The organism is Nocardia sp. NPDC059240, from assembly GCF_042753865.1.
Classification (GTDB): domain Bacteria; phylum Actinomycetota; class Actinomycetes; order Mycobacteriales; family Mycobacteriaceae; genus Nocardia.
This window is the reverse complement of the sequence record NZ_JBHZAC010000004.1, coordinates 120,723-142,441: the sequence shown is the minus strand read 5'-3', so window position 1 is coordinate 142,441 and position 21,719 is coordinate 120,723. Positions and strand designations below refer to the sequence as shown.

General features: G+C 68.6%; 19 protein-coding genes. 15 read left to right on the top strand and 4 right to left on the bottom strand.

Features of this window, described 5'->3' with window-relative positions:
- The first annotated feature begins 76 nt into the window (after positions 1–76).
- Genes nadD through ACFXHA_RS15205 form a run of 5 tightly spaced genes read left to right on the top strand, consistent with a single transcriptional unit; the run spans position 77 to position 3,460 of the window.
- Complete coding sequence (gene nadD, locus ACFXHA_RS15225) at positions 77–709, top strand: nicotinate-nucleotide adenylyltransferase (protein ID WP_379356974.1); 633 nt, start codon at positions 77–79, stop codon at positions 707–709.
- A gap of 28 nt (positions 710–737) precedes the next feature.
- Entirely contained in the window at positions 738–1,163 is a 426-nt protein-coding gene (rsfS, locus tag ACFXHA_RS15220) for a ribosome silencing factor (RefSeq protein ID WP_379356972.1), read from the top strand.
- A gap of 5 nt (positions 1,164–1,168) precedes the next feature.
- Positions 1,169–1,819, top strand: a complete 651-nt coding sequence (locus tag ACFXHA_RS15215; RefSeq protein ID WP_379358266.1) for a histidine phosphatase family protein — start codon at positions 1,169–1,171, stop codon at positions 1,817–1,819.
- The gene (gene octT / locus ACFXHA_RS15210) at positions 1,809–2,621 is read left to right on the top strand and encodes a diglucosylglycerate octanoyltransferase (RefSeq protein ID WP_379356970.1); all 813 of its coding nucleotides are present in this window, start codon (positions 1,809–1,811) and stop codon (positions 2,619–2,621) included. The genes ACFXHA_RS15215 and octT overlap by 11 nt, the downstream gene beginning before the upstream one ends.
- Positions 2,618–3,460, top strand: coding sequence for a DegV family protein (locus tag ACFXHA_RS15205; protein WP_379356968.1), 843 nt, complete (start codon positions 2,618–2,620; stop codon positions 3,458–3,460). Before octT ends, ACFXHA_RS15205 begins: the two co-directional genes overlap by 4 nt.
- Before the next feature lie 12 nt (positions 3,461–3,472).
- Here ACFXHA_RS15205 and ACFXHA_RS15200 read toward each other — a convergent pair whose 3' ends face one another.
- On the bottom strand, positions 3,473–5,122 hold the full coding sequence (locus ACFXHA_RS15200) for a hypothetical protein (RefSeq protein WP_379356966.1): 1,650 nt from the start codon (positions 5,120–5,122) through the stop codon (positions 3,473–3,475).
- Between the two features lie 197 nt (positions 5,123–5,319).
- Here ACFXHA_RS15200 and ACFXHA_RS15195 point away from each other — a divergent pair, with 197 nt between their 5' ends.
- The 3 genes from ACFXHA_RS15195 (at position 5,320) to holA (ending at position 9,008) form a co-directional block, all read left to right on the top strand.
- Positions 5,320–6,447, top strand: coding sequence for a ComEA family DNA-binding protein (locus ACFXHA_RS15195; protein ID WP_379356964.1), 1,128 nt, complete (start codon positions 5,320–5,322; stop codon positions 6,445–6,447).
- A gap of 254 nt (positions 6,448–6,701) precedes the next feature.
- Positions 6,702–8,024 (top strand): ComEC/Rec2 family competence protein, encoded by a 1,323-nt coding sequence (locus ACFXHA_RS15190; protein ID WP_379356962.1) that lies wholly within the window; start codon positions 6,702–6,704, stop codon positions 8,022–8,024.
- A gap of 9 nt (positions 8,025–8,033) precedes the next feature.
- Positions 8,034–9,008 (top strand): DNA polymerase III subunit delta, encoded by a 975-nt coding sequence (gene holA, locus ACFXHA_RS15185; RefSeq protein ID WP_379356960.1) that lies wholly within the window; start codon positions 8,034–8,036, stop codon positions 9,006–9,008.
- A 46-nt stretch (positions 9,009–9,054) separates the two neighbouring features.
- On the opposite strand, the gene ACFXHA_RS15180 is transcribed toward holA, so the two are convergent.
- Together ACFXHA_RS15180 and rpsT are read right to left on the bottom strand one after the other, a co-directional pair.
- Positions 9,055–9,777: an LGFP repeat-containing protein gene (locus ACFXHA_RS15180; RefSeq protein WP_379356958.1), complete on the bottom strand. Its 723-nt coding sequence runs from the start codon at positions 9,775–9,777 to the stop codon at positions 9,055–9,057.
- A 206-nt stretch (positions 9,778–9,983) separates the two neighbouring features.
- Entirely contained in the window at positions 9,984–10,247 is a 264-nt protein-coding gene (rpsT, locus tag ACFXHA_RS15175; protein ID WP_379356956.1) for a 30S ribosomal protein S20, read from the bottom strand.
- Between the two features lie 210 nt (positions 10,248–10,457).
- Between rpsT and ACFXHA_RS15170 the strand changes: the two genes are divergently transcribed.
- The 4 genes from ACFXHA_RS15170 to ACFXHA_RS15155 all read left to right on the top strand — a co-directional run bounded on the left by ACFXHA_RS15170 (position 10,458) and on the right by ACFXHA_RS15155 (position 14,839).
- Positions 10,458–12,122: a circularly permuted type 2 ATP-grasp protein gene (locus ACFXHA_RS15170; RefSeq protein ID WP_379356954.1), complete on the top strand. Its 1,665-nt coding sequence runs from the start codon at positions 10,458–10,460 to the stop codon at positions 12,120–12,122.
- An 80-nt stretch (positions 12,123–12,202) separates the two neighbouring features.
- Positions 12,203–13,174, top strand: a complete 972-nt coding sequence (locus tag ACFXHA_RS15165) for an alpha-E domain-containing protein (RefSeq protein ID WP_379356952.1) — start codon at positions 12,203–12,205, stop codon at positions 13,172–13,174.
- Complete coding sequence (locus ACFXHA_RS15160; RefSeq protein ID WP_379356950.1) at positions 13,171–14,013, top strand: transglutaminase domain-containing protein; 843 nt, start codon at positions 13,171–13,173, stop codon at positions 14,011–14,013. The genes ACFXHA_RS15165 and ACFXHA_RS15160 overlap by 4 nt, the downstream gene beginning before the upstream one ends.
- A 46-nt stretch (positions 14,014–14,059) precedes the next feature.
- Complete coding sequence (locus tag ACFXHA_RS15155; RefSeq protein ID WP_379356948.1) at positions 14,060–14,839, top strand: aquaporin; 780 nt, start codon at positions 14,060–14,062, stop codon at positions 14,837–14,839.
- Between the two features lie 6 nt (positions 14,840–14,845).
- Here the strand turns inward: ACFXHA_RS15155 and ACFXHA_RS15150 are convergent, their stop codons facing one another.
- On the bottom strand, positions 14,846–15,427 hold the full coding sequence (locus ACFXHA_RS15150) for a type II toxin-antitoxin system PemK/MazF family toxin (RefSeq protein WP_379356946.1): 582 nt from the start codon (positions 15,425–15,427) through the stop codon (positions 14,846–14,848).
- Positions 15,428–15,583: 156 nt separating this feature from the next.
- Here ACFXHA_RS15150 and lepA point away from each other — a divergent pair, with 156 nt between their 5' ends.
- From lepA to ACFXHA_RS15135, 3 genes are all read left to right on the top strand, one after another.
- Positions 15,584–17,431, top strand: coding sequence for a translation elongation factor 4 (lepA, locus tag ACFXHA_RS15145; RefSeq protein ID WP_379356944.1), 1,848 nt, complete (start codon positions 15,584–15,586; stop codon positions 17,429–17,431).
- A gap of 267 nt (positions 17,432–17,698) precedes the next feature.
- Positions 17,699–19,840 carry a hypothetical protein gene (locus ACFXHA_RS15140; protein WP_379356942.1) on the top strand — a complete coding sequence of 714 codons (2,142 nt, stop codon included), beginning with the start codon at positions 17,699–17,701 and terminating at the stop codon, positions 19,838–19,840.
- Complete coding sequence (locus ACFXHA_RS15135; protein ID WP_379356940.1) at positions 19,837–21,651, top strand: hypothetical protein; 1,815 nt, start codon at positions 19,837–19,839, stop codon at positions 21,649–21,651. Before ACFXHA_RS15140 ends, ACFXHA_RS15135 begins: the two co-directional genes overlap by 4 nt.
- The last annotated feature ends 68 nt before the right edge of the window (positions 21,652–21,719 follow it).

The window sequence follows — 21,719 nt, the reverse complement described above, 5'->3', positions numbered from 1 at the left end:
TGATCGGAACGCGGCCTCCGCCGCTCGGCCCGCCGGTGCGCGGCACCCGCAATTGCCCCCGGTAAGCTCGCTTTTCGTGCATACGAACGGCCGCCGCAAGCTGGGCGTGATGGGCGGCACCTTCGACCCCATCCACCACGGGCACCTGGTCGCGGCCAGCGAGGTCGCCAACCGGTTCGATCTGGACGAAGTGATCTTCGTCCCGACGGGTCAGCCCTGGCAGAAGGGTGACCGGGCGGTCAGCGCCGCCGAGGACCGGTATCTCATGACGGTCATCGCCACCGCCTCCAACCCGCGCTTCTCGGTCAGCCGGGTCGACGTGGACCGCGGCAAGGAGACCTACACCGTCGACACCCTGCGTGACCTGGCCGAACTGCATCCGGACGCGGATCTGTACTTCATCACCGGTGCGGACGCGCTGGCCAGCATCCTGACGTGGCAGGATTGGTCCGAACTGTTCGAGCTGGCGAAATTCGTCGGCGTAACCCGTCCGGGATACGAATTGAATATCGACCACCTCGCCGACTTCCTCCGCGGTTATCCGGAGGGCACGGTCACGATGGTCGAAATCCCGGCCCTGGCCATCTCGTCGAGCGAATGCCGGCGACGGGCGGGGGAGGGCCGGCCGGTCTGGTACCTCGTCCCGGACGGGGTCGTCCAATACATATCGAAACGGCACCTGTATGTGCCGAACGACAGTGCATGGTGAAAGTGCGCAGGGAAGAAGAGGTAGCAGGGTGACAGCATCGGCAGAAGCACTGAAGATGTCGACGGTGGCGGCACTGGCGGCGGACGAGAAGCTCGCCGTCGACGTGGTCGTGCTGGATGTCTCCGAGCAGCTGGTCATCACCGACTGCTTCGTCATCGCGTCCGCGCCCAACGAGCGCCAGGTCAACGCGATCGTCGACAACATCGAGGACAAGCTGCGCGAGGCGGGCCACAAGCCGGTCCGTCGTGAGGGCACCCGCGAGGGCCGCTGGGCGCTGCTCGACTACGTCGAGATCGTGGTGCACGTCCAGCACGAGGACGAGCGCGACTTCTACGGCCTCGAGCGGCTGTGGAAGGACTGCCCGCAGGTGCAGATCGACGGACTGGGCGATCCGCGGGCCAAGACGGCCGAAGGCGAGACCGACGGTGAAGACAAGGCTGGGGACGACGAGTGAGCAAGATGGCCGGCGTCCGCCGGTTGATTCTGTTGCGGCACGGGCAGACCGAATGGAATGCCACCGACCGCATGCAGGGCCAGATCGACACCGAACTCAGTGACGTCGGCAGACGCCAGGCCAAGGACTGCGCGCCCGATATGGCGTGCAGCGACCTGATCGCCATCGTCTCCTCGGACCTCAAGCGCGCGCACGACACCGCGCTCGCCGTCGCCGAATGCGCCGCCATGCCGGTCGCCCTCGACCCGCGGCTGCGCGAGACCAACCTCGGCCAGTGGGAAGGCATGGACCACCGCGAGGTGGACGCGCAATTCCCCGGCGCGCGCAAGGGCTGGCGGTTGGACCCCACCTTCGCCCCGCCCGGCGGCGAATCCAAGCTCGAGGTCGGCGCGCGGGCGCTGCCGGTGGTGCGCGAACTGTACGCCGCGCGCGAGGACTGGCCCGGCCGTACCATCGTGCTGGTCGCGCACGGCGGGCTGATCGCGGCGCTGACCGCGGCGCTGCTCGAACTCCCCGAGGCGAACTGGCCGGTCCTCGGTGGGCTGGCCAACACCAGCTGGGTGCAGCTGACCAGTCATGGTCCCAGCGCCGAGAAGCCCGGCTGGCGACTCGATGTGTGGAACGCGCTGGCGAAGGTAGCCCCCGATGTCCTCTGAGGTTCCGAACAACGAAGCGGTGGATCCGAACACCGAAGCGGCGCAGGAGAACCCGCCGCGCAAGGTGCTCGTCGTGGTCGCCGATTCGCTGTCCTACTTCGGACCCAAGGGCGGGCTGCCCGCCGACCATCCGCGCATCTGGCCCAATCTGGTTGCCGCGGAACTGGACTGGGACGTCGAACTGGTCGCGCGGATCGGCTGGACCTGCCGTGACGCCTACTGGGCGCTGATCGGTGACCCGCGCATCTGGGCGGCGGTGCCGCGCGCGGGCGCGGTGGTGTTCGCGACCGGCGGCATGGATTCGCTGCCGTCGCCGCTGCCGACCGCGTTGCGCGAGCTGATCCGTTACGTCCGCCCGGCCGCCGTGCGCCGCCGGGTGCGTGACGCCTACGGCTGGTTGCAGCCGCGCCTGTCGCCGCTGGGCTGGCCGGTGGCGCTCCCGCCCGCGGTCAGCGTCGACTACCTCGAGCAGTCGCGGAATTCGCTGGTGCAGTTGCGTCCGGAGCTGCCGATCGTGGCGGTGCTGCCGTCGGTGCACAAGTGCGAGGCGTATGCCGAGGTGCACACCGGTCGCGAGCCCATGGTGCGGGCCGTGACGGCCTGGGCCGCCGAGCATCGGGTGCCACTGGTGGATCTCGGAGAGGCCGTGCGCGACAACGTGTTCAACGGCCCCGCCAACCCGGACGGCATCCACTGGGGCTGGGAGGGCCACACCGCGGTCGCGCGGGCCATGGTGAAGGTGCTGACCGAGGTGACTTCCGAAGTTCCTACCGCATCGCCCGATGAGGTTCACACTGCATGACCGTGGTGGTGGTGACCGATTCGTCGGCCAGCGTGTCGGCCGAGCTGGTAACTGATCTTGGTGTGCTGGCCGTGCCCCTGCACGTGCTGGTCGACGACCGGGAGATCCGCGAAGGTATCGACGAATGCGATATCGACTACGGCAACTCCCAGGTCACCACCTCGGCCGCCTCCCCGGGCGACCTGCGCGCGGCCTACGAACGCGCGCTCGAACTCAGTGACGGCGACGGCGTTGTCGCCGTGCACATTTCCCGCCAGCTCTCCGGCACCTGGGAAGCCGGTCGCCAAGCCGTGCGCGATATGGACGCCGCCGACCGCATCCGGCTGGTGGATTCGCTGAGCGCGGGCCTGGGCACCGGACTGCCGGTGCTGGCCGCCGCCCGGCGCGCCCGCTCCGGGGAACCGCTCGACGTCGTGTACGACTCCGCCGTCGCCGCGGCCAGTCGGGGCCGCGCCTTCATCGTGGTCAACCGCACCGAGCAACTCCGTCGCGGCGGCCGATTGAGCACGGCCGCCGCCTTTTTCGGCACCGAACTGGTCACCAAGCCGATCCTGCAGATCGTCGACGGGCGGCTGGAACTGCGTGAGAAGGCCCGGACCCGCTCCAAGGCCTTCACCAAACTCGTTGCGGCAGCGGTGGACGCGGCCGGTGAGGACGGGGCGGCGGTCGCCGTCCAGCACCTCGGGGCAGCGGACGCGGCGCAGACCATCGCCGGTCAACTACGCGATCTGATCCCCGGCATTCGCGAGGTCATCATCGCCGAGTTCGGACCCACCCTGGGCGTGCACCTCGGCATGGGAGCCGTCGGCGCGCTGGTGGTGCCCGGCGGCTGCGGGTAGCACCCGCTACGACTAGCGCGGACCCTGCTGGGCCTGCCGATTGGCCAGTTCGTCCACGAAAACCTTGGCGCACTGGGCCAATTGGGCTGCCGTCAGGCCCGCGATGTCCTTGCCGCAGTCGGCATTGGCCGGTCCGGCCGGTGCGTTCGCGCCGGGGGCGAGATCGTCCAGCTTCACCAACTGGGTGGGCACCGTGCGGCTGGCGCTGATATCCAGCCGGTAGGCCACCCGCCCGTTGAATTCCACGAAGCCGCGCCAGGTATCGCCGTCGACGGGCGTGAAGTCGACCAGCTTGCCGCCATTGGACATGACGGTGCCCGCATTGCTCGCCAGCCAGGACCGGGCATCGGCATCCAGGTTGTCGATATTGATGCGGCGCGGGTCGTTGTCGTCGAACGCGTACACGGCCTGCGGGTTGAGATTGCCCCGGTGCACGGCGTCGGCCGGGATCACCGAATAGGCGACGATCAGCTGGGATGTGCTGCCGCGCAAGGTCATCGGGGTCACCCATTCCAGGCGGCCGGTGGCCTTGTTGCGCAGCAGATACCCGGAAGTGTGGCCGCTCTGCTCTGCGGCCGAGGTGGTGTCGAAGCCGAAATGATTGCGGTTCATGTTCTCCCGGCCCGCCACCCACTTGGTCTCGTCGCGCTGGAATCTGCTCAGCGACTTCGGGTACACCGGGCCGGGCAGGGCGCCCGCCTCCACCTCGCGTCGGTAGTCGAGGCGGGTATGCCCATGATCGCCGCGCACCAGGATCACGCCCGCCGGGGCGGTCACGGTGCCGTGCGTCCAGGGCATCGGCGTGGTGACCGGGATGACCACGATCGGTTCCTTGCCGTCGCAATAGCCCCAGACATCGCTGGGATCGAAACCGATCAGCGGAAAGCGTTCCCGCAGCAGGTTGTTCAGGCTGTTCTTGCGGGAGCCGCCGAAGGCGCGGTCGATGCCGTAGTCGCCGGTGAAGGTGCACTGCGTGGCGGTGCCCTGGCCGGACCATTCCGCCACCCCGCCCAGCGGGACGTTGATGCCGCTGCCGTCGAGGACGCCGCTCCAGGAGCCGGGCGCGTCGCCCTTGCCGTTGAGATAGGTGATGGTGTCGGCGTCCAGGCTCACCCCCTGCTGGGCTCCGGACGCGCGGGTGAGGGCAATCTGTGCGCCGTCCAGCGAGCCGACGCGCGGCTCCCATCCGGTGGTGGCCAGATCGCCCTGCTTGATGCAGCCGGTCACGTCGTGGTTGCCCTTGATGGCGCAGCCGTCGGTGTCGTGGTGGCCGCCGTCCGCGATCAGGTGCAGTGAGGCCGGAACCTGTTTCGGGTCATGGACATACAGCGTGGTCGCGCCCGCGTAGAAGCGGCCGACGTTCTTGTCCAGATTGATGGCGAACCGGCCGATCATCGCCAGCGACGCGACCAGTAGTAGCGCCAGGATCGTCAGCCACACCCCGCGGAAATCCAGCTTCCGCCAGCGGGATACGAAAATCAAGGCGATGACGAAGTCGTAGGACAGCAGCCACCACAGACCGCCGCCGTGCTGAAAGACATCGAAATACCAGGCGCGGACGCCGTTCTGGATGCCGAAGCCCGGGGCGACGAGGTCCCAGAACAGCCAATACAGCCCGACCATCACCGGTGGCAGCGCCCACAGTATGAGTATCCAGCGCACCCGTGACATCCCAGCCCCCGTCTCTCCGTGCCTGATTCGCACTATAGACCCGGCGGTCCGGACCGCGTCCAGCCGTTTTCCATGCGCTCAACCAGCGGAAACATATTTGTTCACAAGTTGAATCGCTATCCACAGCGCGGCGAAAACCCCAGCTCGCGCGAACGGCTCCGGCCCACCCCGCTCCTACCGTCGAACCCATGCCACAACTCGACGAACGCACCCCACTGCAACGGCTCGCCGCCCGCGCCAAATCCGAAGCGCACCCCGCCCGCTGGGACGAGGAATCCCTCGAAGCCACAGTCGGTTCCCCGCCGCCCGGGCCGGCCTCCACACCACCGTCGACCTCGCCACCCGCAACGCCTGGTGAGCTTGCGCCGCTCGCCGCCCCCGGCTGGTTGTCCGAGCCGTGCGGCAGCGTCTCGCTCTGGCACGAACGCCTTGTCCCCGAACGCTTCCGCGGCACCCGCTGGGATCCGGGCCCGCGCGGCGTACTCGTCATCGCGGCCCTCGGCCTGCTCGCCATCCTGATCGCCGGGTACGTCGCGCTGCGCGAAGAGCCCGTCACCCAACCGGTCCCACCCCTCGCCACCGTCGGCGAAGTCGTCCCCGTCGACCAGGATGCCCCAGCCCCCGACACCGCCGGTGCGCCCGCCACACCGGCGCCTGCTGCCGGAGCGTTCCCATTGCCTGCTGCCGGAGCTGTCCCATTGCCCGCTGCCGGCTCGACCCCGGTGCCCGCCGCTGGGGCTGCACAGCCGCCTACCTCGAATCCCGCGGTGGCCCAGCCGGGGCGAAACCCGCTCGCGCCCAACGCCGCCGGAGCACCGAGCGCCTCGACCGTGCCCGGCGAACTGGTGGTCAGCGTCGTCGGACTCGTCGAACACGGTGGCCTGCGCCGCTTCCCGCCCGGAGCCCGCGTCGCCGACGCGCTGCGTGTCGCCGCCCCCCGCCCCGAAGCCGACCTGTCCACCCTCAACCTCGCCCAGCTCCTCACCGACGGCGACCAGATCATCGTCGCCCGTTCCGCGGTCCGCCCCACCACCCCGGCAGTCGGCACCACCATCGTGAATTCCGCCCACCCGGCCGCGAATTCGCCCCCGTCCTCCGCTTCCCCCCGCCCGCCCGGCGCCCCCGCCAAGGTCAACCTCAACACCGCCACCGAATCCGAACTCGACACCCTCCCCGGCGTAGGCCCCGTCACCGCCAAAGCCATCCTCACCTGGCGCACCCGCCACGGCCGCTTCACCTCCATAGACCAACTCGCCGAAATAGCAGGCATAGGCCACTCCCGCCTCAACCGCCTCCGCGACCGGGTGACGGTATGAGCGCCGCGGCCGAATCGGGCTCCGGCGCTTCGGCTCCGGCAGCGGAGGTCGACCGGGAGCGGGGGTCGGTCGAGGTGGCGGAGGTGTTGGATGCGCGGTTGGTGCCGGCGACGGTGTGCTGCTGGGGGGCCACTATTGCGGCAGTGCTGGTGGGGTGGCGGGTGGGGGTGGCGGTTGCGGCGGGGTGCTTGGTGGCGGCTTTGTTGGTGGGGGCGTGGGTGGTTCGGGGGGCGCGGAGGGGGCGGCGCGGTGGGGTGGCTTGGGTTGTGTTGGGGGCGTTGCTGATCGGGGGCGGGTTCGGGGTGGCGGGGGCGTGGCATGCGCATCGGGTGGAGGCGCATCCGTTGCGGGCGGTGCGGGTGGGGCAGCGGTTGGTGGCGGTGGTGGAGCCTACGGATGATCCGAAGCGGGTGGCGGGGAAGCCGTTCGGTGGGCCCAAGGTGATGATGCGGGCGAGCCTGATCGAATATCGGTTGGGCGGGCGGATCGTTCGCTCGGGCGGGAGCGTCGTGGTGCTGGCACCGGCGGCGGGGTGGAAGGGACTGTTGCCGGGGCAGCGGGTGGAATTCCGTGCGCGCGTGGCTCGACCGTGGCGGACCGATCTGACGGTAGCAGTATTGCGTGCTGATGCGCCGCCGCTGTCGGCGAGTGATCCGCCCTGGTGGCAGCGGACGGCGGGGCGGGTGCGCGGAGATTTCACCACCGCTGCGCACCGGGCACTGTCGGCCGATGCGGCAGGTCTGCTGCCGGGCTTGGTGATCGGTGACATCTCCACCCTCACCGAGCATGTACAGGAGAACTTCCGGGAGACGGACCTCACGCATTTAACTGCCGTCAGCGGTGCGAACGTCACTATTTTGTTGGGTGCGGTGCTGGTTTCGATGCGCACGCTCACGGTGGATCCGCGCATCGGCGCGCTGGCGGCGGCGGTCGCGCTGGTGATGTTCGTGATCCTGGCCCGCCCTTCGCCCAGCGTGCTGCGGGCCGCCGTGATGGGTGCGGTTGCCCTGCTGGCGTTGTGTACGGGACGACGCAAGCAGGCGCTACCGGCGCTGTGCACCGCGATCATCGGATTGCTGGCCTGGTCACCCGGTCTCGCGTTGGATGCCGGGTTCGCCCTCTCGGTGCTGGCCACGGCCGGGTTGATCGTGATCGCCCCGGGCTGGTCGGATTGGCTTCGCGCACACGGATGGTGGCGCATCCCCGCCGATTCCTTCGCCGTGGCCGCTGCTGCCTTCGTGGTGACCACGCCGCTGGTGATTTCCATGAGCGGCCACCTCAGCCTCGTGGCGATCCTGGTGAACATGCTCGTGGAGCCGGTGATCGCGCCGATCACGATCATCGGCGCGATCGGTGCCCTGCTGGCCTGCCTGTGGTCGCCGCTCGCGACGCCGCTCATGTATTGCGCGGCCCCGCCGATGTGGTGGCTGCTCACGGTCTCGGACCGCGCTGCCGCGCTCGGGGCGTCGGTCGTGGTGCCTACCGGCCCGCGTTCGGGTCTGGTGGCGGCCGTCGCCTGCACCCTCGTCCTCGTCGCGCTACGCCCGCGCGGTGGGGCTGTCGGGGCGGACTCGTAGGATCGGGGCGTGAACCAGCGACCCGCGCCCCTGCATCTCGTGCTCGGTGAAGAGGAATTGCTGATCGAGCGGGCGGTGGCGGAGATTACCGCGCAAGCCCGGTCCAATACGCCGGATCCGTCGGCGCTGCCGGTGGATCGGCGGCGCGCCGGTGACGCCACCACGGCGGAACTGGCCGAGCTGCTGAGTCCTTCGCTGTTCGCGGAGGATCGGGTGATCGTGCTGGAGTCGGCCGCCGAGGCCGGCAAGGATGCCGTCGCGGTGATTCAGGATGCCGCGTCCTCCCCGCCGGAGGGCGTGGTGCTGGTCATCCTGCACACCGGGGGCGGCCGGGCCAAGGCGCTCGCCCCGGCCTTGCAGAAGATGGGCGCGGTCGTGCACAACGCCGCGAAACTGACCAAGGCGGGCGAGCGGGTCGAGTTCGTGCGCAACGAGTTCCGCGCCGCGAACGTGAAGGTGTCCGCCGACGTGGTGCAGGCGCTGCTGGAGGCCATCGGCTCGGACCTGCGGGAATTGGCCGCCGCCAGTTCACAATTGGCGGCCGACACCGGCGGCAAGGTCGATCTCGCGGCAGTGCGGCAGTACTACTCGGGCAAGGCCGAGGTGACCGGCTTCGAGGTCGCCGACCTGGCCGTATCGGGGGATCGCCCGGCCGCCATGGAGGCGCTGCGCTGGGCCATCGATCGCGGCGTCCCGGCGGTGCTGCTCGCCGACGCCCTCGCGGATTCGGTGCACACCATCGCCCGCGTCGGCTCGGCCGGACGCGGCGACCCGTTCAAGATGGCCGGTGATCTCGGCATGCCGCCGTGGAAGGTGAAGAAGGCCCAAGGCCAGGTGCGCGGCTGGACCGGCGCCACCATCGGGGCGGCCCTGCAGGTGGTGGCCACGCTCAACGGTGAGGTCAAGGGTCAGGCCGCCGACGCCAATTACGCTCTCGAGCACGCACTCTCACGCATTCTGGACCTGCGCGAGAGTGCCTCGTAACCGCTGAAACCGGCGTGACCGCCGAGGACTACGTGACCGCCGAGGACTAGGAGTCGGACGGCTTCCAGACGATCTTGCCGCCCTGGAAGTCCTGGGCCTTACCGCCCTGGTAGTCGTACTCGTCGCCGCTCGGGTAGCCGTAGCGCCCGTTCTCCGCGCCGTTGCGCACCCACTCGTCGCGAATCCAGCCCCACACCACGTGCGTGCCGGTCTTCTGCGTGGAGTAGATGGCCCCGCCCTCGAACAGCTGCTCGTGAGTGGTGGTGCTGCCGGTCTTGTTCTCATCGGCGATGGGGAAGCCCAGCGGGCTCATCTCCCAGCCCACCGCGGAGTACTTGTCGCGCACGACGCCGCTGAGCACATGCGTGCCCGCGCCCACCGACCAGTAGATCGATCCGCCCTGGAAGTGCTGGAAGCGACCGGGTTTGCCGGTGGCCCCCTCATCGGTGACCGGGTACTTCAGCGTGCCCGACTCCGAGCCGGTGCCGCGCCACTTGTCGCGGATCGACCCGCCGATGGCGTGCGCGTTGGTCGCCGCGGTCCAGTAGACCGAGACATTGTTGACGAAGTCCTGCTTGCGGCCCCCACCGGCCGCGTCGACCTCGGGCCCGGCCGGATCGCCGAAGAAGTCCGGCCCACCGGCCGCGTCGTACTCCACCTCGATCGCCCCGCCCACATCGAACGGGCCGATGGGACGTGCCGCTGCCACCCCCATTCCGGCGGTGAGCGCGACCGCGGCCACGCTGATGGCCAGCGTGCCCCGGGTCACGGACGAACGGTTGTCACGACGCAGCGTTGCCAAGAGATCTCTCCCAGTGCGGTTCTTCGGTAGCCCCCGACGTTTTCGCAGCCATCCTGCTGCCAACCGCCCGCTTCGGCAAGTCAGCAGTTTCCTGGGCACGACAAAAGCCGCCGTGGTCATCGTGGCCACGGCGGCTGTGTAGAAGCATGTTTCCGGTTTGGGTACCGGGAAAATCAGCCGAGCTTGTTGAAAGCCAGCGACAGGGCCGACTTCTTGTTGGCGGCCTGGTTGGAGTGGATGACGCCCTTGGAGGCGGCCTTGTCCAGGCTCTTGCTCGCGGTCTGCATCAGCTCGAGCGCCTTGTCCTTCTCGCCCGCCGCAGCGGCCTCGCGGAACTTGCGGATCGAGGTGCGCAGCGCGGACTTCACCGACTGGTTACGCTGACGCGCAAGCTCGTTGGTGCGGATCCGCTTCATCTGGGACTTGATGTTGGCCACGCGTTTTTCCTCGTGTTCCTTCGTTTGGTTGGTATGCGGGATGCAAAGTCTTCGTGCGCGCACTACGAGAGGGGTAGTCGCAGCACCGATCGTCGAGATTACCAGGCGACGCGGCCAGGTATGAAATCGGCCCTGTCCGCTACGTGGCTGAAACCAGAAATTTATCCTCGTCCAACTGCGTGTTGCCCCTGCGTGATGGACGATTCTTGCATGACCCCCGCCGCGTCCGCACCGGGTCTTTCGAAGACCAACAGATCTGCCGTGCCCGCCACGATCGCCCCCACTCCTGCCGGTGTCGAGCGTGAGAAACGGGAGAAATCAGGCGTTTTCGCTGGGTATCGTCCCGGCCGCTATGACCGCGCCTATGACGAAATGTTCGATTCCGCCGGTCGCCCGCGTGCCCCCTACCGGGGCATATTCAACGCGCTGGCCACGATCGACGCCGAAGATCTGGCCGCCCGCGCCGAGGCCCTCGACCGCGCATTCGTCGATCAGGGCATCACCTTCTCGCTCTCGGGGCAGGAACGCCCCTTTCCGCTCGACCTGGTGCCACGGGTGATCGCCGCCACCGAATGGACCAAACTCGAACGCGGCATCAAGCAGCGGGTGCGCGCCCTGGAGGCGTTCCTGGCCGATGTCTACGGCGAGCAGACCATCCTGCGCGACCGGGTGATCCCGAAACGGCTCGTCACCTCCTGCGACCACTTCCATCGCGAGGCCACCGGCCTGGTCCCGCCCAACGGCGTGCGCATCCACGTGGCCGGAATCGACCTGGTGCGTGACGAGCACGGGGATTTCCGTGTGCTGGAAGACAATCTGCGCTCGCCGTCCGGTGTGTCCTACGTCATGGAGAACCGCCGCACCATGGCACGGGTGTTCCCGGACCTGTTCGCCTCGCATCGGGTGCGGGCGGTCGGCGACTATCCGACCCATCTGCTGCGCGCCCTGCGCGCGGCCGCCGCCCCCAACGAGGCCGATCCGACCGTCGTCGTGCTCACCCCCGGCGTCTACAACTCCGCCTACTTCGAGCATTCGCTGCTGGCCCGGCAGATGGGTGTGGAGCTGGTCGAGGGCCGCGACCTGTTCTGCCGCGACAATGTCGTCTATATGCGCACCACCGCCGGCGAGCGCCAGGTGGACGTCATCTACCGGCGCATCGACGACACCTTCCTCGATCCCATGCAGTTCCGCCCGGATTCCATGCTGGGCGTGGCCGGACTGCTGAACGCGGCCCGCGCGGGCACGGTGGTGCTGGCCAACGCGGTCGGCAACGGGGTCGGCGACGACAAGCTCATCTATACCTATGTGCCCGCGTTCATCGAGTACTACCTGAACGAGAAGCCGATCCTGCCCAATGTGGACTCCTACCGGTGCTGGGAAACGGTCGAGCGCGACGAGGTGCTCGACCGGATCGCCGAACTGGTGATCAAGCCGGTGGAGGGTTCCGGCGGGTACGGCATCGTGATCGGCCCGGCGGCCAGCGCCCGGGAACTGGAGGCGACCCGGCGCAAGGTGCGGGCCAATCCGCGCGGCTGGATCGCGCAACCGGTGGTGCAGTTGTCCACGGTGCCCAGCAAGATCGAGGGCCTGCTCGCGCCCCGGCATGTCGACCTGCGGCCCTTCGCGGTCAATGACGGCGACGACATCTGGGTGCTGCCGGGCGGATTGACGAGGGTCGCGCTGCCGGAGAACTCACTGGTGGTGAATTCCAGTCAGGGCGGCGGCAGCAAGGACACCTGGGTGCTGGCACCCAGAACTTCTGTGGCGCAACGGGAATTGGCGGGTTCGCAGTTGGTCAGCGAACTACATCTGGCACCCGAACGCGATCAGGCGCGCGAACCCTCTGCCGCGCGCACCAATCAGCAGCAACAGTAGAAGTACGACAACAGTTCCAATTCGAGAACATCAGCAGCAATGGCGCTCGGCAGGTGGTTACAGCGTTAGGTGGTCGGATCATGTTGGCGCGCAATGCCGAATCCCTCTTCTGGATCGGGCGCTACGTGGAGCGTGCCGAATATACGGCCCGCATTCTCGATGTCGCCGTCCATCAACTCCTCGAGGACGCCACCGTCGATCCGGACCGAACGTCACGGGTGTTACTACGGGTCCTGGGTATCGACTCGCCCGAAGAGGACCGCGAATTGGATGTCTGGTCGGTGACCGAACTGGTGGCCTTCGGCCGCGACGGCGGCTCCATCGTCGACTCGATCAGCCGGGCCCGCGAGAACGCCCGGGGCGCAAGGGAAGTCACCTCCACGGAAATGTGGGAGTGCCTCAATTCCACCTACAACGGTCTGGCCGCGGCCGAGCGGGCGGCGCGAGCGCTGGGGCCGCACGAGTTCTGCCACTACATCACCGATCGGGCCGCCATGTTCGTCGGACTCTCGGATTCGACATTGAGCCGCGACGACGGTTATCGATTCCTGCTGTTGGGCCGCAGCATCGAACGGGTGGATATGACCGTGCGCCTGTTGCATTCACGTGCCGGTGACCGCACTTCCTCGCCCGCCTGGGTCACGGTATTGCGGTCGGCCGGTGCGCACGACCCGTATCTGCGCACCCATCGCGGCGTCCTGGACGCCAATCAGATCGCCGAATTCATTCTGCTGGACCGGCTGTTTCCGCGTTCGGTGTTCCATTCGCTGCGGGTGGCGGAGGCCTGCCTGCAGGAATTGGATCAAAGACCCAACAGCAGATTCGCGGCCCGGCACGAGGCGCACCGGCTGCTCGGGCGGGCACGCAGCGAACTCGAGTTCATCCCGTCCTCGGTCTTGCTGGAGGACCTGCCCAGCCGCTTGCTGTGGCTGCAGCAGACCTGCCGCGAGGTGGGAGAGGCGGTGGCGCTGCAGTACTTCCACGCCGAATCGTGGGTGGCCTGGACCGGGCTGCACGGTCGCATCTCGGAGCGGGTGGAGGAACTGGCATGAGCTGGCGCATGCGGGTGGTGCACACCACCGGATATGTCTACGACGCGCCGGTCACCCGGTCGTTCAACGAGGCCCGGCTCACCCCGCGCGCCGACAGCAGGCAGAACGTCATCCTGAGCCGGGTCGACACCGTGCCCTCCACCCGGTCCTTCCGCTACACCGACTACTGGGGCACCGCGGTCACCTCCTTCGACCTGCATGCCCCGCACACCGAACTGGAGGTCACCAGCGCCTCGGTGGTGGAGACCGAACCGTTCACCGTGCCCGCCGAGGAGCTGTCCTGGGAGGAGTTGCGTGCCGACGGCATCGCCGACCGCTTCGACGAACTGCTGCAGGCCACCGACTACGTCCCGCGCGAGAAACGGCTGGCCTCGGTGGTGCGTCAGCTCGCGCGCGGCGTCCCGCCCGCGAAAGCGGTTGTCGGCGCGGCGGAATGGGTGCACCGCGAGATGGAATACCTGGCCGGGACCACCTCGGTGCACACCTCGGCCGTCCAGGCGTTCGCCGAACGCCGCGGCGTCTGCCAGGATTACGCGCACCTCACGCTGCTGCTGTTGCGCGCGATGGGGATTCCCTGCCGGTACGTCTCCGGCTATCTGCACCCCGATCCCGCGGCCGAGGTCGGCGACACCGTCGCCGGTCAGATGCACGCCTGGGTGGAGGCGTGGACGGGGGAGTGGTGGGGCTACGACCCGACCAACAACATCCCGATCACCGAGCAACACGTATCCGTCGGAGTCGGACGTGATTACGCGGATGTGCCGCCCCTCAAAGGTATCTTCAGCGGGAGCGGCTCGACCGATCTCGAGGTCGTGGTGGAGATAACCCGCCTGGCCTGACGCAGTCTCGAAGCGCGCACGACTCCCTGCCAGCGGAAGGTAGCCGATGTCCCCCACAGCTCAGGAAGTCGCCGAGGATCTCACCGACCTGCAACCACCCACGCTGGGGCGCAAGCTGTTCGCCGAGGGCCTGGGCACCTTCGTCCTGGTGCTGGCCGGTGTCGGCACCGCCGTGCTGGCGGGCGAACGCGTCGGTGCCCTCGGCGTGGCCCTGGCCTTCGGTCTCACCGTGCTGTTCCTGGTGTATTCCATCGGCCCGATCTCCGGCTGCCACGTCAATCCCGCGGTCACCCTCGGCCAGTTGCTGCTCGGCCGCGTGAATATCGTGGTCGCCGCGGCCTATTGGGTCGCCCAGGTGATCGGTGGTCTGGCGGCGGGTGCGGTCATCTACGCCATCGCCAAGAACCTGCCCTCCTACGACCGTGCCAAAGACGGTCTGGGAGCGAACGGCTGGGGCGAGCACAGCCCGTCCAAGGTGGTGCTCGGTGAGGTCACCACCAACGGGTACGGCTTGGCGGCGGCCATCGCCGTCGAGGTCATCCTGACCGCCCTGCTGGTGTTCGTGGTCCTGGCCTCCACCGATCAGCTCTCCGACATCCCGCTCGCGGGCCTGTCGATCGGCTTCACCTACACGGTGGTCCACCTGATCTCGATCCCGGTCGACAACACCTCGGTGAACCCGGCCCGCAGCATCGCGGTCGCGTTCTTCCAGGACGGCGCGCCCGCGCAGCTGTGGGTGTTCATCGTCTTCCCGCTGATCGGCGGCGTGCTGGGTGCCCTCGTGTACGGGATGATCTACGGCCGCTCGCGCAACATGGTGAGCTGAAAACCCTCAGTACCAGTGGTATTCGGCGCACAGCCGGTGCGCCACCCGGTCGAAGATCTTGCGCGGCAGGATCGCGCCCTCCCGGCGGATGCCCATCTCGGGCACATCGAGGACGCGGTCCAACCGCACCCAGCTGTCGCGGCCCGCGTGATCCCACGCGCCGGCACCGATGCCCACCCAGTTGTTGTGGTGGGCGTGTTCCTCGTTCGAGGACAGCATCAGCCCGAGCAGGGTCTTGCCCTCGCGGCCCACCACCAGGACCGGCCGGTCCTTGCCGTTGTCCGGATCCTCCTCGTAGGGCACCCAGGTCCAGACGATCTCACCCGGATCGGCCCGCCCGTCCAACTGCGGGCTGTAGACGATCTGCCGTGCGCGTTCCTTCGCGGGCACGCCCGCCGAGGATGTCGGCCGCACCGAGACCCCAGGCCCCTGCCGCGGCGTCCCGATCGCACGCAATGCGCGATCCCACATCGTCGACTGCCGTACGCGCCCGATCAACTTCGGAGCTTGCTCCGTGACCAGGTGAGACCCCTGCTCCTTGGCAACGATCCCCAACTGCTTGCCCAGAGCATTCCACCTACCCGCCATGAACGGCAGCCTAACCGCGAGGGACGGGATTCTCATCCGGGCCGGATTCGCCTGCGGGAACGGCCAGTTCGGTGCTGCGGAACGCCGGGGCGAGGACACCCGGTCCAGCACCGTAGACTTCGGGGTTGACATGCCGCTGTTTCGCCATGCCGAGGAGTGACTCCGATTAGCAGCTTCGCCGACAAGACGTTCACCGATCCTTCCAAGATCAGGAACTTCTGCATCATTGCGCACATCGACCACGGGAAATCGACCCTGGCCGATCGAATGCTGCAACTCACCGGTGTGGTCGAGGAGCGCGCCATGCGCGCCCAGTACCTGGACCGCATGGATATCGAGCGTGAGCGCGGCATCACCATCAAGGCCCAGAACGTGCGGCTGCCGTGGCAGGTCGACGGTGAGGACTTCGTCCTGCACCTGATCGACACCCCGGGCCACGTCGACTTCACCTACGAGGTGTCGCGTGCGCTCGAAGCGTGTGAGGGCGCGATCCTGCTGGTCGACGCCGCGCAGGGCATCGAGGCGCAGACCCTGGCCAACCTGTACCTGGCCATGGACAAGGACCTGACGATCATCCCGGTCCTCAACAAGATCGACCTCCCGGCGGCCGACCCGGACCGCTACGCCGCCGAGCTCGCCCACATCGTGGGCTGCGAGCCCGAGGATGTGCTGCGCGTCTCCGGCAAGACCGGTGTCGGTGTGGCCGAACTGCTCAACGAGGCCGTGCGCGTGGTGCCGCCGCCGGTCGGCGAGGCCGACGCCCCGGCCCGCGCCATGATCTTCGACTCGGTCTACGACACCTACCGCGGTGTCGTCACCTACGTGCGTGTGGTGGACGGCAAGCTCACCCCGCGCCAGAAGATCAAGATGATGTCGACCGGCGCGACGCACGAACTGCTCGAAATCGGCGTCGTCTCACCCGAACCCAAGCCCACCCAGGGTCTGGGCGTCGGCGAGGTCGGCTACCTCATCACCGGTGTGAAGGACGTCCGCCAGTCCAAGGTCGGTGACACCATCACCTCGCAGCGCGACGGCGCGACCGAGGCGCTGACCGGCTACCGCGAGCCGCGGCCGATGGTCTACTCCGGTCTCTACCCGGTCGACGGCTCGGACTACCCGAACCTGCGTGACGCCCTGGACAAGCTGCAGCTCAACGATGCCGCGCTGACCTACGTGCCGGAAACCTCCGTGGCCCTGGGCTTCGGCTTCCGCTGCGGCTTCCTGGGTCTGCTGCACATGGAGATCACCCGCGAGCGGCTCGAGCGCGAATTCGGCCTCGACCTGATCTCCACCGCGCCCAACGTGATCTACCGCGTGGTCATGGAGGACGGTGCCGAGCACGTCGTCACCAACCCGTCGTACTGGCCCGAGGGCAAGGTGCGCGACATCTACGAGCCGATCACCCGCTGCACCGTGATCGCGCCCAGCGAATTCATCGGCACCATCATGGAGCTGTGCCAGGCCCGCCGCGGTGAACTGCTCGGCATGGACTACCTGTCGGAGACCCGCGTCGAGATGCGGTACACGCTGCCGATGGCGGAGATCATCTTCGACTTCTTCGACTCACTGAAGTCGCGCACTCGCGGCTACGCCTCGCTCGACTACGAGGAGGTCGGCGAGCAGTCCGCCGCGCTGGTGAAGGTCGACATCCTGCTGCAGGGCGAGGCCGTCGACGCATTCTCGGCCATCGTGCACAAGGATGCCGCCCAGGCCTACGGCAACAAGATGACCGTCAAGCTGCGCGAACTCATCCCGCGGCAGCAGTTCGAGGTGCCGATCCAGGCCGCCATCGGCTCCAGAGTCATTGCGCGCGAGAACATTCGGGCGATCCGCAAGGACGTGCTGGCCAAGTGCTACGGCGGTGACATCAGCCGTAAGCGCAAGCTGCTCGAGAAGCAGAAGGAAGGCAAGAAGCGGATGAAGACCATCGGCCGCGTCGAGGTGCCGCAGGAAGCCTTCGTGGCGGCGCTGAGCACGGACTCCGCGACCGAGAAGAAGAAGTAGGTTCGGTAGAACTTCGTGCCCCGCTCCCCCTCGGGAGCGGGGCACAGTGCAAATCGGACAGTGTTTTGTCCGCAAGGTCCGGTATGCACCCTGAAAATGGGTCTTCCGTACTGATATGCAGGGTGACAAGCTGTGTGACACCCCTATGGGCACACCGCCGCCTACCTGGTGGATGTGACAGACCGGTTATCCGGAAATAGGGTGTGAAATGAGTTTGGTCCGGCAGGCCGCGCGACGGCCCGCCGGAGCCCTGAGAGCGGAGCCTGTATGACACGTGATCTGCCCTTCTCCGACGATGACGCCGCCGATGACAACGGTGGCGACGCCGCCTATCGCATTGCCACCGGCGTGGCGCGCGTGGCCAGGGCAGGCGCGTACGTGACCGGCGGTGCGCTCGTGGCTGCCAGCGGTAGCCGTGGCAGTAATGCGGCCATCACCCACGACAGCAAGTCCACGGGCTGGTCGGGCGTCAACGATCCGCAGCCGAACGTGCCCAGCCCGACGGTCACCTTCCCGGATCTGACCGCCGATCAGGTCCCCGCCCAGCATCTCGGGCCCTCGACCGCCTCGCCGGTGAGCACGCCCTTCGGCCCGCTCGACGACTACCACCACGGCACCGACGCCGGCCTGTTCCCGGCCTCGTTCGACTCGCTGCAGCCCGACCTCTCGCTCTCCGGTTTCCACGGACTCGGCCTCCCCGACGGCGAGACCGGTCTGCCCGCGTCCACCCCGCACTGGGGTGTGCCGCTGGAGAATCCGGCGACCGACCTGGTGTCCACGCCCACGCAGCCGGTGACGCCCACGCTCGATCCGCTGCAGCCCAACTTCCTGCAGAGCCTGCCCGGCTTCGCGCTGCCCGGCACCCCGGGCATGCACCTGCCCGGCACCGATGGCGCGCACCTGCCGGATCTCGCCGGGGGAACCAATCCCTTCGACGGCGTCGGCGCGACCGACGGCCAGGGTGTCGGCGCGTTCCTCGGTACGCAGTGGACGGTGGACGCGCACGTCGGCCCGGACGGCGTGTGGTTCCACTCCGATCTGAAGGTCGATCTGGGTGTCGGTCATGTCATGGACCAGTACAACCAGTTCACTCAGCATGTGAGCCAAGGGCTTTCGCATCCGGCGGGTGCGGACCTGAGCAATGTCGCGCCCGGCGCGGGCCAGCCGACCGGCACCCCCGCGTCCGCGACCCCGGCCGCCTCGAATGCCGTTCCGGGACAGTCGACCTCGCCGGTCGCCGGCCAGGGCGCATCCCAGCTCCCGGGGCAGGGCAACTCGCCGCTTCCCGGCCAGGGCACCTCCGGCCTGCCCGGTCAGGGCGCCTCCGGTGTCGCGCCGGGCACCGGTCTGCCGAGTGCGCCGGGTGCCGCGAGTCCGCTCGCCGGCGCCCCGAGTCCGGTCGCCGGAGCATCGGGTCCCGTTGCCGCACAACCGGGTCCGGCCTCGATCGGCACGAATCCGTTCCTGGCCCCGACGGCTCCGGCCGCGCCCGTGCCCTTCACTCCGGTCGCGACCCCGGCCGCCACGCCGGTGGTCCCCGTGGCCGCGCCGGTCGCCGTCGCACCGGTGGCGGTCGCCCAGCCGGTCGCGGTGACGCCGTTGCAGACCACCATTCAGCCCGACGCCGCCAATCAGCCGATCGCGAACCTGCTGTCGACCCACGGTGGCCCGTCGCCGCTGACCGCGCCCGCCGCCGTCGCGCCCGCGCTCTTCGATCACGGCAAGCTGCCCGCCTTGGCGACCGGTGACCCGTCCGCGCCCGGCCACCCGGTCACGCTGGCGAACCAGCCCGCGACCCCGGCCCCCGTGCCGGTGCCCGCGCCGCAGGTGAGCACCCCGGCCAAGATCGATCCCGCGCCGGTGCTCACCCTGCCCACGCTGCCGGCCGCCAAGATCCCGACCATCGATCCGGATGTCACCAAGCCGGGCGGCAATCCGGTGACCACGCCCGCACCCACGGTGCCGACGACCAAGCTCCCGGACCCGGACGCCACCAAGCCGGACGCCGGGACGCCGACCGTGCCGACCGACGTCCCGGTGCCCTCGCATCAGCCGTCCGCCACCGTGCCGGTGCACCCGACCCCGGATGTTCCCGTCCCGACGGTCGCGCCGACCCAGCCGGAGGTGCCGACGCATCAGCCGACCGTGTCGGTCGCGCCCGCGCCGACGGTCGCGCCGGTCCCGACCATGCCGCAGCCGATCACCACGCCGCCGCACGTCGATGCCCCGCAACCGGTGAAACCCATTGCCGACCACTACGATTCGGGCGACCACCTGCTGGGCTACCACGATGCCGGTCTGCTGACACACGACGGCGGGCTGTTCACGCCGCTGTTGCCGGATGCCACCTTCGTCGATGCTCATTCGCCGGTCGTGGGTCCGGGTGACCATCACATGCTGCTGCTGTGAGCCGCGCCGATCGTCGAATCGCGGTGAAGAATCCCGACACGCTGGGTCCGCTGGTCGAACTGGTCGACCGGCTCCTCGCGCTGACCCACGCCTCCGGCCGGATGGACCTCACCAGTCGGCTCGGCATCGCTCGTGCCCGCCTGTCGGACCCGCGGGTGCGCCTGGTCGTGGTGGGCGAATCCGCCAGCGGCATGAGCACACTGGTCAACAGCCTGGTCGGGGCGCAGGTCAGCGCCACCGAAGGACAGCCCAGTGTGCCGGTGATCGCCGAGTACGGGCAGCAGTCCGCCGCCACCCTGGTGACCATGGGTCCGGGCGGCAGCGCGCAGCGGACCGCGGTGGATCCGCGTGCGGCACTGGCGGAGGTGGCCTCGGGTGACGTGATCCGGGCCGAATTCACCCAGCCCAGTCCGCTGTTGGCGGAGGGCTTCGTGGTTCTGGACGCGCCCGGTTCGCCTGGTGACTCGCCGGCCACCTGGTCGCTCATCGCCGCCGCGGACGCGGTGCTCTACGTCGCGGACGCGGGAAAGCCGTTCACTCCGGCCCAGATCGAGCAGTTGAAGCGCATCCAGCAGGTGTGCCCGACGGTCGTCTGCGTGCTCAACAAGATCGACCAGTCGCCGCAGTGGCCGCAGGTGCAGCAGCACGACCGGCAGCTGCTCGACGCCGCCGGGCTGGCCTTCGCCGTCGCCCCGGCCTCGGCACGGCTGCACGAGCACGCCGCGGCCGCCGGTGACGAGCAGCTGGATCTGGAATCCGGTGTGCCGCAACTACTCGACCACCTGCGCTCCTATGTGCTGGGCCGGGCGGACGTGGTGGCGGTGCAGGCCGCGGTGCGCGATATCGCGCTCATCACCGACCATCTGGCGCTGGCGTTGCGCAGTGAGGCCGAGACGCTGCGGGATCCGCGCCGGCTGACCGTCGTCACCGAGCAGTTGCGCCGCACCCGCGAGGAGGCCGAGCAACTGCGCCAGCGCACCGCCAACTGGCAGGTGACCCTGGCCGACGGCGCCGGCGAGCTGATGGCCGACACCGAACACGATCTGCGGCACCGGCTGCGCAGCCTGATCCGTGATGCCGAGGCCGACATCATGAAGGGCAATCCGGCCAAGGGCTGGGCCGACTTCGGCGCGGACCTGGACGCCAAGATCTGCGAGGCGGTGGAGGAGAACTTCGTCATCGCCCACTACCGCTCGGTGGAGCTGGCCGAGCAGGTGGCGGCCAAGTTCCCCGAGAGCGGCATCCCCACGCCCGATCTCAAGCTCGACAACCCGGGCGATGTCGGCGCGGTGCTGGAGCCGGTGGCCGCGCTGGACAAGCTCGACAGCGCCAAACACGGTGTCACGCAGCAGATTCTGACCGCCCTGCGGGGTTCCTACGGCGGCCTGCTGATGGTCGGCCTGATCACCAGCCTGCTGCACATGTCGCTGGTGAACTGGTACTCCGGCGGTGCGGCCGTACTGCTGGGCGTGAACGCGCTGTGGGACGACCGCAAGGCCCGCCGCCAGCGCCGCCAGGCCGAGGCCAAGGTGGCGGTGGCCCGGCTGATGGACGATGTGATCTTCCAGGTGAGCAAGGAATCCCGCTACCGGCTGCGCTCGGTGCAGCGCAGCCTGCGCGATCACTTCACCGAGATCGCCTCGGCGACACTGCGTTCGGTGGACGCCTCGCTGCGGGCCGCCGAGGAGGCGGCCACGGTCGGCTCGGGCGCGGGCCGGGAGGCGCGGCTCACCGAGATCGAACGCTCGCTGGTGCAGTTGCGTGAGATCCGCGAGAGCGCCGACACGATCGGCGAGAGCTCCGCGTACTGAATGAATTCAGCCTGAATGAATTCAGCCTCAACGAAATCGGCCGCGAAAGCGGCCGATTTCGTTTTCTC